Genomic DNA, 12,882 nt, shown 5'->3' with positions numbered 1-12,882 from the left:
AACGCCGGCGGCTAGGTAGTTTTTCAACGGTCTGTCAAAGCGTGGCGGGGTTAATCAGGCGCTGCGAGCGGCTGGACTGCTTGAGGTATTGAGTCAGCTCGCGTGCAGGCAGCGGCCGGCTGTAGTAGTAGCCCTGACCTTCATGGCAGCCCTGAGCGATGATGTAGGCCTCCTGCTCGGCGGTTTCCACGCCTTCGGCGATGACCTGCATGCCCAGGCTTTTGCCCAGCTGAATGATGGCGCGCACGATGGTGGCGTCGTCTTCGTCTTCGAGCAGATCCTGCACGAAGCTCTTGTCGATCTTGATCTTGTCCAGCGGCAGGCTCTTCAGGTAGCTGAGTGAGGAGTAGCCAGTGCCGAAGTCGTCGATGGCGATCAGTGCGCCGGAGCGGCGCAGGCTCAGCAAGTGCTGGGCAGCGGTGGTGATGTCTTCCATCAGGCCGGTTTCGGTGACTTCCAGCTCAAGACTGCGGGCGGGCAGGCGGTACATCTGCATCAGATTGTTGATCACCCGCGGCAGCTCCGCGTGGTGCAGCTGCACGGTGGACAGGTTGACCGCCATGCGCAGCTCTCCATAGCCCTGATCATGCCATTCACGCAGTTGGCGGCAGGTCTGGTCGAGTACCCATTCGCCAATGGGGATGATGCTGCCGTTCTGCTCGGCCAGCGGGATGAACAGATCCGGGCCGACGAAGCCGTGCTGCGGATGTTGCCAGCGCAGCAGCGCCTCGACGCCGACCACGCTATGGTCTCGATAGCTGATCTGCGGCTGGTAGACCACGTGCAGTTGGTTCAGCGCCAGGGCGTCGCGCAGGTCCTTTTCCAGCTCGCGGCGGCGGCGCATTTCGCTGTCGACGCTGGCGATGTAGAACTGGTAGCGGTTGCGCGAGCGGCTCTTGGCCAGGGTCATGGTCTGTTCGGCTTTCTGCAGCAGCTTTTCAGGGCTGTCGCCATCTTCCGGGAACAGGGTGATGCCGATGGTGGCGCGCAGTTGCACCTGATGGTCATCGAGGGTGAAGGGCGTTTCCAGGTCGTCGAGCACGTTCTGCGCCAGTTCGGCAGCTTCGTAGGGTTGCTCGATATCGGCCTGCACCAGGGCGAACTGGTCGCCGCCCAGGCGCGCCAGAGCGCCGAGCCGGCCGCTGTGGCTGCGCAGGCGGTCGGACAAGGCCAGCAGCAACTGATCGCCGGTCTGGTAGCTGAACTGTTCGTTGATGCCCTTGAAGTCATCCAGACCGACGCACAGCACCGCGACGCGGCGCTGCATGCGCCCGGAGTCTTCGAGGATCTGTTCGAGTTGCTGTTGCAATTGCAGGCGGTTGGGCAGGCTGGTGAGGAAATCGTACTGCGACATGCGCTGCAGGCTGGTTTCCGCCTCGCGTCGCAGGGTGGTGTTACGTTCTATCGAGGCGAGCAGCTGGTTGGCAGTGTTGATCCACAGGCCGAGCTCGTTGCGCTCGTTGCCGGCAAGCATTGGCAGCTTGGTCTCGCTGGGGCGGTCCGGGTTGATATTGCTCAGGTGCTGGATGATCAGGCCCAGGGGCTTGGTCAGCAGCCAGTAGTAGACCAAATACAACACCAGGCCCATTGCCAGTGCGCGCAGCACGCCGGAGATGAAGATGATCACCGAGTTGGTGAGAAAGCTTTCCCCGTACAACGCGGTGTCCAGGGTGATATTCAGGTCGCCGTAATATTCGTTGTACGGCTCGCGGCCAACCAGGCGTGTGCTGAAGCGCTGTTCTTCACCAAGAATCGGGTCGGTCAGCCAGCGCATGGGCAGGTCGGCGAGGGGGCGGCTCTTTTCGGCGAGCATCTGCTCACCCGGATGGCCGATGGAGGCTTCACGTACCGAGTCGTGGCGAAACAGGCCTTCGACCACCTGCATGCCCATCTCGCGATCCAGGCTGTAGACCGCCTGGGTGGAAGGGTCGCGGAACATGCCAAGGATACGCTGGGCGTCACTGGTGATCGAATGACGGGTCTTGTACATGTCGAACACGATCTGCCCGAGGCTTAGCACCACGCCCACGGCAAGCGCGGACAACAGCACCACGCGCAGCAGTTTCACGGACAAGCTGTGCTTGAGTTCCAGCTTCAAATGGCAGTTCCTTGTGCGATAACCGGCGCCGGATTGGGTTGAGTATTGGCAAACTCGCGGTGCCAGTCAAAGGCCGCATGTGCGCGACGCCCAATCTTGTCGCACCCAGGGTCTGTTGATGTTTCACGCACGGCCGCGCCGGAGTCCGTTTTGCCGCGAGGCAAGGCACGAGCCGCGAAGTTTAGCTGGCTAAATGAGCCGGCGAGAAACGCAGTGTCGCGGCAAAACGGACCCGGCCCTTCGGGTTGCGCGGGAAATCTCGCCATGCGTCGTTGGAGGACTTGGCAAGGGAATAACCATTCCCTGCGTCCTCCGCCTAGCCTAGCGAGATTTCTCGCGGCAACGCGGCTCGCGTTGAACCGTCAACAGACCCTAGGTCTGTTTCGGAAAAAAACGACAGGCCTTGAGGCCGCTCGTCGCGGCCGTGAATTTATGGTGGATACAAAAATGCCCCCCTGACTCGCATCAGGAGGGCATCTTTACTTACCTAGGCAGGGCTCAGGCAGCGAAGTTCTTCGCCACGAAGTCCCAGTTGACCAGGTTCCAGAACGCCTCGACATACTTCGGACGTACGTTGCGGTAGTCGATGTAGTAGGCGTGTTCCCAGACGTCGCAGGTCAGCAGCGGGGTGTCGCCGCTGGTCAGCGGGCAGCCGGCGCCGATGGTGCTGGCCAGGGCCAGGGAACCGTCAGCCTTTTTCACCAGCCAGCCCCAGCCGGAACCGAAGGTGCCGATGCTGACTTTGCTGAACTCTTCCTTGAACTTGTCGAAGGAACCGAAGGCCTTGTCGATGGCTGCAGCCAGTTCGCCGGTCGGCTGGCCACCGCCGTTCGGGCTCAGGCAGTTCCAGTAGAAGGTGTGGTTCCACACCTGGGCGGCGTTGTTGAAGATGCCGCCGGAGGAAGTCTTGACGATTTCTTCCAGGCTCTTGCCTTCGAACTCGGTGCCAGGCACCAGGTTGTTCAGGTTCACGACATAGGTGTTGTGGTGCTTGTCGTGGTGGTACTCCAACGTTTCCTTGGAGATGTGCGGCTGCAGAGCATCGTGTGCGTAGGGCAGCGGCGGCAATTCGAAAGCCATGGTTATTCTCCTAATCAGGTCAGTTGCGATGAGCGCAAGGCCGATCACGGGCGGCCAAACTTGCGTCGGCGGGTTTATACCCTTTGCGACGCAGGGCAAGGATCATAGCACCGGGGCTACGCCATAACCACGCAGCAACTGTGCGGGATAGCTTGCCAGAGCCGTTGCGGGCCGTTTCAGGCCAGTTTCATCATCGCTACGCCGGCGAGAATGATCAGGCAGGCCATGGCGCGCAGCGGTGGCAGGCTTTCCTTGAGCCACAGCCGGCCGATCAGCAGGGCGAACACCACGCTGGTTTCGCGCAGTGCCGAAACCAGCGCCACAGGTGCGTGGGTCATGGCCCAGATGGCGATGCTATAGGCCAGCATCGACATGGCGCCGCCGATCAGGCCGGCGTGCCAGTGCGGGCCGAGCGCGGAGACCACGGCCGGGCCGCGCTGGGCGATGATCACCAGTGCGGCGACCAGACCGTTGACCGCGAACAGCCACGCCGAATAGGAAAGCGGGTCGCCATTGGCGCGGGCACCGCTGGCGTCGGCCAGGGTGTAGCCGGCGATGAACAGGGCGGTCAGCAGGGCATTTACCAAAAGGCCACGGCTGCTTGCGCCATGGCCGCCGCGGATCGCCATCAGCCAGATGCCGCCAACCAGCACACTCAGGCCCAGCCACTGGCCGGCGGGCAATACTTCGCCGAGCAAGAGAATTGAAAGCAGCGCCACCAGCAGTGGCGAACTGCCCCGGGAAATCGGATAGACCTGGCCGAGATCGCCATGTTGGTAGGCGCGGCTCAGGAACAGGTTGTAGCCGATATGCAGCAGCGCCGAGAGGATGATCCATGGCCAGGCAGCTGCATGAGGAACGGCCACGAAAGGCAGGGCGAGGAGGGCGACGATGCCGGCACCGATTTGGATCAGCGAGGCGGTGAGAAAGCGGTCCAGACCGATCTTGAGCAGCGCGTTCCAGCCGGCGTGCAGGGCCGCGGCGGCAATGACCATCACAAAAACGCTGGTTTCCACGGTTGCTCCGTTGCATGTCAGGCGGGCCCCAGCATAACAGTTGGGGCCGCGGTGATGCGGGCGTTACAGCGGGCTGGCGATCAGTTGCCAGGCGATGGCGAACATCATGGCCGCGACCACCAGATCGATGATCCGCCAGGTCAGCGGGCGAGCCAGCCAGGGCGCGAGCCAGGCGGCGCCGAAGGCCAGGCACAGGAACCACAGCATCGACGCACTGGCCGCACCCGCTGCATAGGCCGAGGGAACCGGCTGCTGAGCGCCAAGCGAGCCGATCAGCAGCACGGTGTCCAGGTATACGTGGGGGTTGAGCAGAGTCACCGCCAGGGTCGCCAGCAGGACCGCGCGCAACGATCGCGAGGCGCCGGTCTCGGTTTGCAGCCCGGCGGGGCGGCAGGCGCGCCGCAGGGCCTGGGCGCCGTACCAGATCAGAAACGCGGCGCCGCCCCAGCGGGCGATACCCAGCAGCAATTCGCTCTGCAGCAGCAGGGTCGCCAGGCCGAACACGCCGGCACTGATCAGCAGGGCGTCACAGACGATGCACAGCAGCGCCACGGGCAGATGATGTTCGCGGCGCAGGCTTTGCGCGAGTACGAAGGCATTCTGCGCGCCGAGGGCGATGATCAGGCCGGCGGTGATCGCCAGGCCGTTGGTGTAGCTCTGCCACATGATGAGAGTCCTTGAAGTGCGCAGCAATGCGGTTGATGGCTGTCAGTCTGCGCGGATCATCTGTATAAGAAAAACCAATAGTGCTGATCGCTCATTAGGAAAATCGATGCTCGATTACAAGTTGTTGGCCGCTCTTGCCGCGGTCGTCGAACAGGCTGGTTTCGAGCGCGGCGCCCAGGTGCTGGGTCTGTCGCAATCGGCGGTGTCGCAGCGCATCAAATTGCTGGAGGCACGTATCGGCCAACCGGTGCTGTTGCGTGCCACGCCGCCGACACCCACCGATGTGGGCCGGCAGCTGCTCAACCATGTGCAGCAGGTGCGCCTGCTAGAACGCGACCTGCAGCGACAGGTGCCGGCTCTGGAAGCGGACGGCGAAGCCCAGCGCCTGCGCATCGCCATCAACGCCGATAGCCTGGCCACCTGGTGGGCAAGAGCCGTAGCGGACTTCTGCGCCAGCCACCGGGTGCTGCTGGAACTGGTGGTCGAGGACCAGGAGGTTGGCCTCAAGCGCATGCGCGCCGGTGACGTGGCCGCCTGCGTGTGTGCAGCAGAACGCCCGGTATCCGGCGCGCGGAGCCTGGCGCTGGGCGCCATGCGCTACCGTGCCATGGCCAGCCCGGCCTTTATCGCCCGGCATTTTCCGGGTGGAGTTAGCACCGCGCGCATCGCCCAGGTGCCGGCCATCGTGTTCGGCCCGGATGATCAACTGCAGCATCGCTACCTGAGCGAGCTGGGCCTGTCGGGCAGCTTTCTGCATCACCTGTGCCCCTCGTCCGAAGGCTTCCTGCGCCTGACTGCCGAAGGGCTGGGCTGGGGCATGGTGCCTGAACCGCAGATGACCGAGGCCATGACTCGCGGCGAGTTGGTCGAGCTGCTGCCTGGCCGATCCGTCGACGTGCCGCTGTACTGGCACCACTGGCGCAACGGTGGCGAGCTGCTCGATCAACTGACCCGGCACCTGCAACGTCATACCGGCGATTATCTGGTGCCGCTGGCATGAGCACCGCTGTCGCTGGCAGCAAGACGCACTTATAGTGCGCGCAGCAGCGGGCGGAGGGCGTGATGAAGATTCTGGTCACCGGAGCAAGCGGGTTCATTGGCGGGCGTTTCGCGCGGTTCGCCCTCGAGCAGGGCCTGGACGTGCGCGTCACCGGCCGCCGTGAGGAAGCGTTCGAGCACCTGATTCGCCGCGGCGCGCAGTTCACGCCGGGCGACCTGGCCGATCCCGAGCTGGCGTTGTCGCTGTGCAGCGACGTCGAGGCGGTGGTGCACTGTGCCGGCGCCGTGGGCCTGTGGGGGCGCTACGAGTATTTCCACCAGGGCAACGTGGTACTCACCGAGAACGTCATCGAGGCCTGTCTCAAGCGCGGTGTGCGCCGCCTGGTGCACCTGTCCTCGCCGTCGATCTATTTCGATGGCCGCGATCACATGGGCCTGCGCGAAGAGCAGGTGCCCAAACGCTTCGCCAACCATTATGCGCGCACCAAGTTCCTCGCCGAGCAGCGCCTGTTCGGCGCTCAGGAATTTGGCCTGGAAGTGCTTGCGCTGCGCCCTCGGTTCGTTACCGGGGCAGGGGACGTGAGCATCTTTCCGCGGATGATCGCCCTGCAACGCAAGGGCCGTCTGGCGATCATCGGCAACGGCCTCAACAAGGTCGACTTCACCAGCGTGCACAACCTCAACGACGCACTGTTCGGCGCCTTGCTGGCCGCCGGCCCGGCGCTCGGCAAGGCCTACAACATCAGCAATGGCGCGCCGCTGCCGCTGTGGGACGTGGTCAACTACGTGCTGCGCCAGCTGGAATTACCACCGGTCACCCGTCATGTGCCGGTTGCTGTGGCGCGCAGCCTGGCGGTGGCCAGTGAAGGCGTGTGTAGCCTGCTGCCCGGTCGGCCGGAGCCCGCGCTGACGCGCCTGGCGGTGGACGTGATGAGCCGCAACTTTTCCCTCGACATCAGCCAGGCCCGTGAGCATCTGGACTATCAGGCAAGCCATGGCCTGTGGCCGGCGCTTGACGAGTTCTGCCGCTGGTGGAGAGCGCAGAGCTAGGCGCCCGCATTAGGCTGCCGTGGAACCCGAGCCGCTCGCTGTGGGTCTCTGTGGCCAATAAAGGCCGTTGCGAACCCCCGATTACTGGCACTGCGACACCCTAGCGACAGCCGTGAATCGGTATACTGCGCGGCACTTTGCCTCCACCCTGTTTTCCTCAAGGTCTCCCACATGCGTAACGATGCCCACGACGACTTCGATGACGTACCCAGCCTGACTCCGGATCGCCGCGATGACGACGATTTCGAGCCCGAGCCGCAGCCCTACGCTCGTGCTGCCGCGGCGCCACGTGCCGCCAAGGCGCCGCGCGCGGCCAGCACCGGGCCGCTGTGGGCGCTGGTTGGTGCCCTGAGCATCGCCCTGGTAGGCCTGGGTTGGTGGAGCTTTCAGCAGATCAGCCTGATGGAGCAGCAACTGGTGGCGACCCAGGAAAGCTTCGCGCGCATCAGCGAGGAAGCCGCCGGACGCATTCAGGATATTTCCGGCAAGGTGGTGGCGGCCGAGTCGACCTCCACCAGCGGCAGCGAAGCGTTGAAACTGCAGGTGCGTCAGCTGGAGAACAAGCTGAACGAGCTGAGTAAGCAGCAGCAGGCTGCCGGTGGCCAGCAGAGCGGCCAGGACAAGCGCATCGAGCAACTGGTCGCCGACCTCAAGACCGCTCAGGGCGACGCCGGCAAGTATGGTGACAGCCTGAAGAGCCTGAGCAGCGGCCAGGACGCGCTGAAGACCGAGCTGGCGAATCTGAAAACCGAACTGGCTTCACTGAAGAGCAGTCAGGGTGACGCCGGCAAGCTGGCGACCCAGATCAAGAGTCTTTCCGGTGAAGTCGATGCGCTGAAGAAGGCCGGCAATTCCAACGCCGCTGTCGAGCGCCTGGAGCAGGATATGCTGGTGCTCAAGAGCGAGTTGGACAATCGCCCGGCGGCTAGCAACAGCGGCAGCAGCACCGCCGAGTTCGATGCCTATCGTGCGCAGACCACCCGCAGCATCAATACCCTGCAGGCGCAGATACAGAATTTGCAGCAGCAGATCGACGCTCGTTGAGAACGATCTGCTGCGCGTCGGCCCTGCTGCGTTAAAAATAGGTTCGTAATGCTCATGTACAAAAGTACACTCCGCTTACTCGCCTATTTTTGCCTTGCAGTGCTCTAGCTCGCTAGATCGCCAATACCGCATTAAGACTATTCAAATAGTCCTCAGCCAACAAAAAGCCCGCGTTTTACGCGGGCTTTTTGTTGGAGCTAAAGAAAATTACAGGCGCGGATAGTCGATATAGCCGACCGGGCCGGAGCCGTAGAAGGTGTCCTTGTGCGGCTCGTTCAGCGGCGCGTCCTGACGCAGGCGCTCGGGCAGGTCCGGGTTGGCGATGAAGGGCACGCCAAAGGCCACGGCGTCGGCCTTGCCGCTGGCCAGCCAGGCATTGGCCTGATCCTTGGTGAAGCCTTCGTTGGCGATGAACACGCCGCCGAACGCCTCTTTCAGGCTTGGCGACAGGCTGTCGTCGGCCTCGTGCTCACGGGCACACAGGAAGGCGATGTTGCGCTTGCCCAGCTCGCGCGCCACGTAAGTGAAGGTTTCGGCGCGGTTGGAGTCGCCCATGTCGTGACTGTCGGCACGCGGCGCCAGGTGTACGCCCACGCGGCCCGGCTCCCACACGCTCAATACCGCATCGGTGACTTCCAGCAGCAGGCGGGCACGGTTTTCCAGGCTGCCACCGTAGTTGTCGGTGCGCTGGTTGGTGCTGTCCTGCAGGAACTGATCGAGCAGGTAGCCGTTGGCCGAATGGATTTCCACGCCGTCGAAACCGGCAGCCTTGGCATTCTCCGCGCCCTGGCGGTAGGCCTCGACGACGTCGGCAATCTCTTCGGTTTCCAGGGCGCGCGGGGTCACGAAATCCTTCATCGGGCGGATCAGGCTGACGTGGCCGGCCGGTTTGATGGCGCTGGGCGCGACCGGCAGTTCGCCGTCCAGGTAGACCGGGTCGGAGATGCGGCCGACGTGCCAGAGTTGCAGAACGATCTTGCCGCCATTGGCGTGCACGGCCTTGGTGACGTTGCTCCAGCCGCGTACCTGATCATCGGACCAGATGCCGGGGGTGTTCGGGTAACCCACACCCATCGGCGTGACCGAGGTAGCTTCGCTGATGATCAGGCCAGCCGAGGCGCGTTGCGTGTAGTACTCGGCCATCAGGGCGTTGGGCACGCGGCCTTCATCGGCGCGGCAACGGGTTAGCGGCGCCATGATGATGCGGTTGGCGAGTTCCAGATCGCCGATCTTGATGGGGTCGAACAGTGTGGTCATTGCCTAGATCCTCGAAACATTCGCTCGGTACAGGTTGATGGACGGGTTAACAGTTCTGTTTGTGACGCCTATTGCTCAGAGCTCGCAGGTAATCCGCTCGATAAAGGCCGTGATGGCCGTATCGTTGCGCTTGAAGAAACTCCATTGGCCGACCTTGCGGCTGGTCACCAATCCGGCTCGCTGCAGGGTGGCCAGGTGGGCCGAAACCGTGGATTGCGACAGGCCGGTGGCCTGGTCGAACTTGCCGGCGCACACGCCGATCTCGAAGGAGTGATCGGGCTGCACGAAGTGCGCTTCGGGCTCTTTCAGCCAGCGCAGAATGTCGCGGCGCACGGGGTGGGCCAGCGCCTTGATCACTTCGTCCAGGTCCAACTCTTCGGGGTTCATCGGCTCTCCTGCGCAGCTGCAACGGTATATCGCGATGGGGCGAACTTTATATCGAGACTTGGCGATATACAGATCGTTCAAGCAGATAGTGCATATCGAGCGGCATGATGGCGCGCCCCTCGCCGTGGCCGGGGCGAGGCTTTAAGCTGGGCGCCATGAACTACCTCGCACACCTTCATTTGGGCGGCGATTCGCCCGCCGAACTGCTTGGCAGCCTGTATGGCGATTTCGTCAAAGGGCCGCTGGCCGGGCAATGGCCGGCCAGCATCGAGGCGGGCATCGCCTTGCATCGGCGCATCGACGCCTTTACCGACAACCATCCGCTGCAGGCCAGGGCGCGGGCACGTTTTCCCGTCGAGCGGCGGCGGGTGGCCGGGATCTTTCTCGACCTGTTCTTCGATCATTGCCTGGCTCGCGACTGGCAGCGCTACAGCGACCAGCCGCTGCAGCATTTCACCAGCCGCGTCTATCACGTGCTGGCCGCCGAACCGCAGCTGCCCGGCAGCCTGCAGCGTATCGCCCCACGTATGGCGGCGCAGGACTGGCTGGGTAGCTACGAGGAGTTCGAGGTGCTGGGGCAGGTGATCGCCGGTATGTCGCGGCGCTTGTCACGGCCAGGCTTGCTGGACGGCGGGCTGGACGAGCTGCGCCGTCTTTACGAGCCGTTGAGCGAGGATTTCAGCGTGTTCTATCCCGAGCTGATGGCCTTCGCCCGGAAGCAGCGCGAGGCACTGACACCCGCCGTTGGCTGAGCAAGCCGCAGCCGGTTATCAGTCCTGACCGGTGTTCTGCAATTTGTCGAACAGCGTGGCGTCGACCTTCTTGCGTCGTGCGCCTTCCAGATGCGCGCGCATGCGGTCGGCGGCGGCGAGGCGGTCGCCCTGTTCGATCAGGTCGAGAATCTCAAGGTGTTGCTCGACTTGCGCGCGGCGATGCTCGCGGGACACATCCACGCGATATTCGACCAGGCGACGCAGGCGATCCAGGCGCTTGAGCGACTGCAGCAGAAAGCGGTTGCCGGAGAAGCCGGCGATGATCTCGTGGAAGCGCGAGTTGGCTTCGTAGAGCTCCTCGATGGTCATGCTCAGGTAGCCGCCCTCGGCGATGAACGCCTGCTGCTTGCGGCAACTGGCCAGCAGCTCACGGTCGATCTGGAAAGTCGGCGACAGCAGCCCGGCCGGCTCGATGATCGAGCGGAAGGCGAAGCTCTCCTCGTAAGCCTCGATGGAGTCGATCACCGGCAGCATCTTCCAGCCCTGACCGCTGCGCTGCTCGGCCCAGCCTTCCTGCTGCATACGCAACAGCGCTGCGCGCAGCTCCGCGCGGGATACATCGAACTGACGCATCAGCTCGATCTCGGTGAACTGCTCGGGCAACTGCCGTGACAGGCGCAGGGCGACGAAGCGGCGATACACCGAATCTTCCTCGGCCTCGGCGATTTCCTGTACCAGCTCGTTGAGGTCTTCCGCGGCGCGGGCCAGGAAGAAACCGCGATTGCGGTCGTGCTTGAGCATGCCGCGCTCGGCGAGGTGGTTGAGCACGAACTTCACCGGCGTGCGCGAGGTGTTCAGGGTTTGCGCCAGGTGCGACTCGGCCAGGTGATGGCCGATGGGCAGCCGCTCACGGCGCACGTAGGCGATCACCTCGCGGGCGACGCGCTTCTGCAGGGCAGTGAGTACCGCCGACGGGGTGTTGTCCTGGGCCATGGCAGTGAGCGTCGATTCCTGTCTGGGGTGATTCGCCGGCGCCGATCGGCGGGCAGGCGCTGCATTCTGCTACGTAAACGGAGCCACGAAAAGATGCCGGGCGGCTGATGCTTTTTCAATGGTGGATTGTTTTTTATTCGACTAAAGATCAATAATAAGCGGGTCGATTCACGAGGCCTCCGGCAGAATTTCTAGATTTATGCCGTTGCGCTCGACAGGCTGTGAATAACGTAGCGATAAAAAACATCCAAGATCCGCCTTCCGTTTTCCGCGACCACCTCGATCTCGATCCATCACCAGGCCGCTGGTGCACGTACCGAAGGGGACGCAATGTTCAAGACCCACTGGAGCAATCATCTGGGCACACCGCTGGTCGGGGCTCTCGGCGCGGTAATCGCGACCTATATCGGCTGGCCGTTGCCCTGGATGATCGGCTCGCTGGTGGCGGTGATTCTGGTGCGCTGCCTCAGCACCTGGCAGCTGCAGCCGCTACCGGGCGGGCGCAAGGTCGGTCAGTGGATCATCGGTATCGGCATCGGCCTGCACTTCACGCCGGCGTTGGTGGCGCAGATCGGCGGGCATCTGCTGCCGATCATCGTCGGTGCGCTGATCACCGTGCTCAGCAGCATCGCTGGCGTCTGGTTCATGCGTCGCACCGGCGAAAGCATGGCCACGGCGTACTTTTCCAGCATGCCGGGCGGCTCCGGCGAGATGGTCAACCTCGGCGCCCGCAATGGCGCCGAGCTGACTCGAGTGGCGGCGGCGCAGAGCCTGCGCGTGGTGGCGGTGGTGCTGCTGGTGCCTGCGGTGTTCAAGTTTCTGCTGGGCGATGGTGAGGTGCATCACCACACGGTTCACGTCGACTGGCCCTGGCTGGCCCTGATCCTACCGGTGGCCGGGTTGGCCGGCTGGCTGTTACAACGCTACCGCCAGCCCAACCCCTGGCTGTTCGGCCCGCTGCTGGTCAGCGCCGCGGCGAGCATCGGTTTCGACCTGAACAGCACGCTGCCGTCCGGCGCCAGCCAGGTAGGCCAGCTGATGATCGGCAGCGCTCTGGGCTGCTTCTTCAACCGCGCGTTCTTTCGCTACGCCCCGTCATTCCTGGCACGCACGCTGGTCACCACGCTGGTGATGATGCTGGTGGCGTTCGTCGGCGCGGTGCTGGTGGGCTGGGCGAGCGGGCTGGATGTGCAGTCCCTGACCCTGGGGATGATGCCCGGCGGCATTGCTGAAATGAGCCTGACGGCCGAAACCCTGCAATTGGCGGTGCCGCTGGTGACGGCCATGCAGGTGGTGCGGCTGTTTCTGGTGTTGTTTCTGGCCGAGCCGATCTTCCGGCGTTGGTTGCAGCGTGATGGTGCGCAGTTGCGGCGGGCGTGATCGATCTCTTGGTAATTCCACGGGCAGTGGTCGCGATGTAGTGAGAACGCCCGCAAGTGCACTACCTATGGGAGCGGGCCATGGCCGCGATTTTTTCGCGCGCATGGCGCGCTCCTACAACCGCAGCAGTGCCTGAGAGTATGGAAGGATCCGCCGGGAAAGCTCGCGGCTAAAGCCGCTCTTACGCGGTCGCTGGGAT

12 protein-coding genes are annotated in these 12,882 nt (G+C 63.5%); 5 read left to right on the top strand and 7 right to left on the bottom strand.

Annotated elements, in window-relative coordinates:
- Positions 1-34 precede the first annotated feature (34 nt).
- The 4 genes from PVA39_RS16235 to PVA39_RS16220 all read right to left on the bottom strand — a co-directional run bounded on the left by PVA39_RS16235 (position 35) and on the right by PVA39_RS16220 (position 4,860).
- Entirely contained in the window at positions 35-2,098 is a 2,064-nt protein-coding gene (locus PVA39_RS16235; protein WP_274124922.1) for a putative bifunctional diguanylate cyclase/phosphodiesterase, read from the bottom strand.
- Between the two features lie 498 nt (positions 2,099-2,596).
- Positions 2,597-3,178 carry a superoxide dismutase [Fe] gene (gene sodB / locus PVA39_RS16230; RefSeq protein WP_013790284.1) on the bottom strand — a complete coding sequence of 194 codons (582 nt, stop codon included), beginning with the start codon at positions 3,176-3,178 and terminating at the stop codon, positions 2,597-2,599.
- A gap of 176 nt (positions 3,179-3,354) precedes the next feature.
- Positions 3,355-4,194, bottom strand: a complete 840-nt coding sequence (locus PVA39_RS16225; protein WP_274124921.1) for an EamA family transporter — start codon at positions 4,192-4,194, stop codon at positions 3,355-3,357.
- Positions 4,195-4,257: 63 nt separating this feature from the next.
- Positions 4,258-4,860, bottom strand: a complete 603-nt coding sequence (locus tag PVA39_RS16220) for a LysE/ArgO family amino acid transporter (RefSeq protein WP_274124920.1) — start codon at positions 4,858-4,860, stop codon at positions 4,258-4,260.
- A 106-nt stretch (positions 4,861-4,966) separates the two neighbouring features.
- Here PVA39_RS16220 and PVA39_RS16215 point away from each other — a divergent pair, with 106 nt between their 5' ends.
- The 3 genes from PVA39_RS16215 to PVA39_RS16205 all read left to right on the top strand — a co-directional run bounded on the left by PVA39_RS16215 (position 4,967) and on the right by PVA39_RS16205 (position 7,953).
- A complete protein-coding gene (locus PVA39_RS16215; RefSeq protein WP_274124919.1) occupies positions 4,967-5,860 on the top strand; it encodes a LysR family transcriptional regulator ArgP in 894 nt (297 codons plus the stop codon).
- A 62-nt stretch (positions 5,861-5,922) separates the two neighbouring features.
- Complete coding sequence (locus PVA39_RS16210) at positions 5,923-6,909, top strand: NAD-dependent epimerase/dehydratase family protein (RefSeq protein WP_274124918.1); 987 nt, start codon at positions 5,923-5,925, stop codon at positions 6,907-6,909.
- Between the two features lie 171 nt (positions 6,910-7,080).
- Positions 7,081-7,953: an ATPase gene (locus PVA39_RS16205; protein WP_274124917.1), complete on the top strand. Its 873-nt coding sequence runs from the start codon at positions 7,081-7,083 to the stop codon at positions 7,951-7,953.
- Between the two features lie 207 nt (positions 7,954-8,160).
- On the opposite strand, the gene PVA39_RS16200 is transcribed toward PVA39_RS16205, so the two are convergent.
- Positions 8,161-9,210, bottom strand: coding sequence for an alkene reductase (locus PVA39_RS16200; protein ID WP_274124916.1), 1,050 nt, complete (start codon positions 9,208-9,210; stop codon positions 8,161-8,163).
- A 75-nt stretch (positions 9,211-9,285) separates the two neighbouring features.
- A complete protein-coding gene (locus tag PVA39_RS16195) occupies positions 9,286-9,597 on the bottom strand; it encodes an ArsR/SmtB family transcription factor (protein WP_274124915.1) in 312 nt (103 codons plus the stop codon).
- A 155-nt stretch (positions 9,598-9,752) separates the two neighbouring features.
- On the opposite strand from PVA39_RS16195, the gene PVA39_RS16190 reads away from it, so the two are divergent.
- A complete protein-coding gene (locus PVA39_RS16190; protein ID WP_274124914.1) occupies positions 9,753-10,349 on the top strand; it encodes an acyl carrier protein phosphodiesterase in 597 nt (198 codons plus the stop codon).
- An 18-nt stretch (positions 10,350-10,367) separates the two neighbouring features.
- Here PVA39_RS16190 and PVA39_RS16185 read toward each other — a convergent pair whose 3' ends face one another.
- Positions 10,368-11,303: a GntR family transcriptional regulator gene (locus tag PVA39_RS16185; RefSeq protein ID WP_274124913.1), complete on the bottom strand. Its 936-nt coding sequence runs from the start codon at positions 11,301-11,303 to the stop codon at positions 10,368-10,370.
- 330 nt (positions 11,304-11,633) lie between these two features.
- On the opposite strand from PVA39_RS16185, the gene PVA39_RS16180 reads away from it, so the two are divergent.
- Entirely contained in the window at positions 11,634-12,683 is a 1,050-nt protein-coding gene (locus PVA39_RS16180) for an AbrB family transcriptional regulator (protein WP_274124912.1), read from the top strand.
- The last annotated feature ends 199 nt before the right edge of the window (positions 12,684-12,882 follow it).

The organism is Pseudomonas sp. CNPSo 3701 (genome assembly GCF_028674975.1).
In the GTDB taxonomy this organism is placed as follows: Bacteria; Pseudomonadota; Gammaproteobacteria; order Pseudomonadales; family Pseudomonadaceae; genus Aquipseudomonas; species Aquipseudomonas straminea.
This window is presented reverse-complemented; position numbering and strand designations above follow the sequence as displayed.

Bases quoted from the DNA above. Each gene is read 5' to 3' on its own strand.
- sodB (WP_013790284.1), bottom strand. From the start codon at position 3,178: ATGGCTTTCGAATTGCCGCCGCTGCCCTACGCACACGATGCTCTGCAG.
- PVA39_RS16220 (WP_274124920.1), bottom strand. From the start codon at position 4,860: ATGTGGCAGAGCTACACCAACGGCCTGGCGATCACCGCCGGCCTGATC.
- PVA39_RS16195 (WP_274124915.1), bottom strand. From the start codon at position 9,597: ATGAACCCCGAAGAGTTGGACCTGGACGAAGTGATCAAGGCGCTGGCC.
- PVA39_RS16205 (WP_274124917.1), top strand. From the start codon at position 7,081: ATGCGTAACGATGCCCACGACGACTTCGATGACGTACCCAGCCTGACT.
- PVA39_RS16200 (WP_274124916.1), bottom strand. From the start codon at position 9,210: ATGACCACACTGTTCGACCCCATCAAGATCGGCGATCTGGAACTCGCC.
- PVA39_RS16210 (WP_274124918.1), top strand. From the start codon at position 5,923: ATGAAGATTCTGGTCACCGGAGCAAGCGGGTTCATTGGCGGGCGTTTC.
- PVA39_RS16215 (WP_274124919.1), top strand. From the start codon at position 4,967: ATGCTCGATTACAAGTTGTTGGCCGCTCTTGCCGCGGTCGTCGAACAG.
- PVA39_RS16185 (WP_274124913.1), bottom strand. From the start codon at position 11,303: ATGGCCCAGGACAACACCCCGTCGGCGGTACTCACTGCCCTGCAGAAG.
- PVA39_RS16180 (WP_274124912.1), top strand. From the start codon at position 11,634: ATGTTCAAGACCCACTGGAGCAATCATCTGGGCACACCGCTGGTCGGG.
- PVA39_RS16190 (WP_274124914.1), top strand. From the start codon at position 9,753: ATGAACTACCTCGCACACCTTCATTTGGGCGGCGATTCGCCCGCCGAA.